The sequence below is a fragment of the Halorubrum sp. AJ67 genome (assembly GCF_000513435.1).
The window spans coordinates 124,050-127,003 of sequence record NZ_CBVY010000007.1 but is presented as its reverse complement, the minus strand read 5'-3'; the positions used below and the strand labels follow the sequence as shown (position 1 = coordinate 127,003).

The following is a 2,954-nucleotide window of genomic DNA, read 5'->3' as shown; positions in this document are numbered from 1 at the left end:
CGCACCGCCTCGCGGACCGCGACGCCCGCGGACGCGCACGCCGACTCGTAGCGCGTCGCCGGACAGCGGACCCCGCGGCTTCGGCCATCAGCGGTGCCTGATGGCCCTGATGCTCCGCGAGCGCGCCCATGAAGTTCCCGTAGTTCAGCTCCTCGACGTCGGCCCTGTCGACGTCTGCATCCTCGAACGCCCGCAGCGCGGCCTCGCCGAACAGGTCGCGGCCTGTGCGCTCCGGGTGGCTACCGAAACGGGTGAGCCCGACCCCGGCGACGCGTACGTCAGTCATACACGAACGATGATCGACGATCCGGTTTAGCTCTGCCGGAAGCGGGGGTTCCGGTCGCCGGGCGGGGGTCCCGGTCGTCGAGCGAGGTTCCGATCACCGAGCGGGAGCGAACGAGCGAAGAGAACGGAATGAAGTCGTCGACCGAGCCCGTTCAGCCGATGTACCGCAGGTCGTCGTCCGGCACCGCCGGGCCCTCCTGCATCTCCTGGATCTTCCCGACGACCTCCTCCATCTCCTCGGCGCGGTCCTCCAGACTCTCGTAGTCGACCGAGAAGCCGAGAACGGTCTCCAGCGTCTCTAACACGGCGCGCGCGCTCTTCGGATCGACCAGATAGCCGCTCGTCTCGCCCATCAGGCAGGCGGCGTCGAACCCGCGGCGGCCACCGAGCCCCAAGACGAGCCCAGAGACGCCGACGATGCCGCCGGCCGGCTCGTCCGCGCGGAACTCCACGCCCGCGTCCTCTAAGTCGTCGACGAGGGCGGCGTCCGAGACCGCACCGAGGACCGTGTACTCCTCGACGAGTTCGCCGGTGGGGACGCCCCCGAGCGCGAACGCCCGCTCGGAGCCGAACTCCTCCGCGATGTCGAGGAACGTCGAGGTGAGCCGGTAGTGACCCGCGTTCGACCCGGCCTGATGGTCGCCGGTCAACACGAGCAGGTCGGCACCGTCGGTCTCGACGGCGTGGAACTCGGCGCAGGTCAGCTCCGCGACCCCCTCGTCGTCGACGCTCACCTGCGGCGGGAACTCCGTGGCGTACACCCGGCGGACCAGCTCCCCGTCGAACTCCTCTAACAGGTGTTCGGCGGCGAGTTTCCCCACGTGGCCGACGCCCGGCAGTCCCTCGATCAACACCGGGTCGTCCAGTTCCGGCGTCGCGACCTCGTCGATCTCGATGTCCTCCATACCGCACCCGTCCGTGCGGCGCTCACAAGAGCGTGGCTATTCGCACGCGGACGCCGTCCGCGACAGCCGATGCGCGGGAGTCCTACTCAGAGCCGCGTCGCCGCGCCCGCCGCCGGTACTCGCCGTACGGGTCCTCCGGTCCGAACGGGGCCGGCGCGCTGTTCTCGGTCGGACCGTCGCACTCCGGGCAGCGGTCGCCGAGCGCGTACACCGGTCGGTCGTGAACGGCCTCCCAGTTCGCGCAGACGCGGATATCTGATTTCACGGGTGAAAAGGCGTCGCGGCGTCGCGCCGCTCGCGGTTACTCGTCGTCTTCGCGTCGCTCGCGGTGGAACCCGCCGATGCCGCCGGCGGCTTCGATCGACTCGCGGGCGCGCTCGGCGGCGGCTTCGAGCTGTGACTCCGCCGTCTTATAGTTCGGCGCGCGGACCTTGATCCGGTACTCGGGCGAGCCCACGTAGCCGACGTCGAGTTCGACGCCGTCCGGGATCTCGCCGTTCCCTTCGGCGGCGGCGAGCGCGTCGCGGACATCGTCGACGCCGTCGGGGGCCGCCGATTCGAGGTCGACGTATCCCGTCACGTCGACGTACGGAACGGAGACGTTGTCGCGGGCCGCCGTGACGATCGCGTCGACGGTGTCGTCGTCGACGTCGACGTCTTCGAGGGCCTCGTCGCCGCTGATCGCGGCCGCCTCGAAGGCGTCGTAGAGGCTCTCGTACTCGACGAGGAGAGCGTTGGCGACCGCGGTGTAGCGGTCGTCGTCGACGTCCTCGCCGAGCGCGATCTCCATCCAGTTGTCGGCCTTCTGCGAGTTCTTCCAGTCTTGGATCGTCTCCTTGCGCTGGTGCTCGTTGACGTCTTTGATCGACAGGTCGATCTGGCTCGACGACTCGTCGACCTCCAGCACCTTCGCGACGACCGTCTGTCCCTCGCGGACGTGGTCGCGGACGTTCTTGATCCAGCCGGAGGCGACCTCGCTGATGTGACAGAGGCCGCGCTTGTCCTCGTACTCGTCGAGGTCGACGAACACGCCGAAGTCCGCGATCTCGTCGACGTCGCCGACCACCAACTCGCCGGGTTCGGGCCAGCCGCTGTACTTCATGACGGAGCGGTGAGGCTGTTACCGCGCCTCAACGGTTTCGACGATTTCGCCGTGGAGCGTGGCCTCTCCGCCGGTGGGGGTCGCGAGGGTCGTGCCGCAGACCGCACACGACACCGTGGAGGAGGCCTTGCCGAAGACGACCTGTTCGTTCTCGCAGTCGCCGCAGGCGACGCGGTGGAAGTCTCCCGCCATGCTTACTCCTGGAACGTGAGACGGCCGGCGCGCCATCCCTCGCGCATGTGGGCCTTCCCGCAGTCGCCGCAGCGGTACTTCAGGTGGGTCTTCTTCGTCGGCTTGTCGCCACCGGGCACCTTCGAGTACCCGCCGGCGTTGCCGATCGTCGCGAGCGCGCGGCGTCGCTGCCGAGCGTCGCGTTTCATTCCGGTCGCGCGACCCGATCGAACCTTCTCCACCTCGTGCTCGTGGTGCGAGTCACAGTGGGGGCAGTACGTGTTGAAGCGGCGTGGCATTTCCATGGATATCGACCTTGAAATGCGGTTCGTCGCCGACGCTTAAAACGGGTTTGGTCTGGCCCGCGTGCGAGCTTCCCGAACGCCTCACTTCCACTCCGCGACCGCGCGCACCGGCGATCCGTCGCCCCCGCGCAGCCGGAGCGGGAAGGCGTACAGGCGGAACCGCTCGGGGAGCCCGTCGAGTCTACA

At 68.7% G+C, this 2,954-nt stretch carries 5 protein-coding genes and 2 pseudogenes; all 7 read right to left on the bottom strand.

Going from position 1 to position 2,954, the window contains the following annotated elements; genetic code table 11:
- A pseudogene (locus BN903_RS15845) lies at positions 1-286 on the bottom strand (3-ketoacyl-CoA thiolase); the annotation flags it as partial.
- A 151-nt stretch (positions 287-437) separates the two neighbouring features.
- Positions 438-1,190 carry a proteasome assembly chaperone family protein gene (locus BN903_RS08245; RefSeq protein WP_048077289.1) on the bottom strand — a complete coding sequence of 251 codons (753 nt, stop codon included), beginning with the start codon at positions 1,188-1,190 and terminating at the stop codon, positions 438-440.
- Positions 1,191-1,272: 82 nt separating this feature from the next.
- Positions 1,273-1,455, bottom strand: coding sequence for an RNA-protein complex protein Nop10 (locus tag BN903_RS08240; RefSeq protein WP_048077288.1), 183 nt, complete (start codon positions 1,453-1,455; stop codon positions 1,273-1,275).
- Positions 1,456-1,491: 36 nt separating this feature from the next.
- Entirely contained in the window at positions 1,492-2,292 is an 801-nt protein-coding gene (locus tag BN903_RS08235) for a translation initiation factor IF-2 subunit alpha (protein WP_048077287.1), read from the bottom strand.
- An 18-nt stretch (positions 2,293-2,310) separates the two neighbouring features.
- The gene (locus BN903_RS08230; protein ID WP_048077286.1) at positions 2,311-2,484 is read right to left on the bottom strand and encodes a 30S ribosomal protein S27e; all 174 of its coding nucleotides are present in this window, start codon (positions 2,482-2,484) and stop codon (positions 2,311-2,313) included.
- 2 nt (positions 2,485-2,486) lie between these two features.
- On the bottom strand, positions 2,487-2,768 hold the full coding sequence (locus tag BN903_RS08225; RefSeq protein WP_004595867.1) for a 50S ribosomal protein L44e: 282 nt from the start codon (positions 2,766-2,768) through the stop codon (positions 2,487-2,489).
- A gap of 81 nt (positions 2,769-2,849) precedes the next feature.
- Positions 2,850-2,954 (bottom strand): annotated as a pseudogene (locus BN903_RS18055) (cyclase family protein); the annotation flags it as partial.

Coding starts and splice junctions, on each gene's coding strand:
- BN903_RS08245 (WP_048077289.1), bottom strand. CDS start 1,190: ATGGAGGACATCGAGATCGACGAGGTCGCGACGCCGGAACTGGACGAC.
- BN903_RS08235 (WP_048077287.1), bottom strand. CDS start 2,292: ATGAAGTACAGCGGCTGGCCCGAACCCGGCGAGTTGGTGGTCGGCGAC.
- BN903_RS08230 (WP_048077286.1), bottom strand. CDS start 2,484: ATGGCGGGAGACTTCCACCGCGTCGCCTGCGGCGACTGCGAGAACGAA.
- BN903_RS08225 (WP_004595867.1), bottom strand. CDS start 2,768: ATGGAAATGCCACGCCGCTTCAACACGTACTGCCCCCACTGTGACTCG.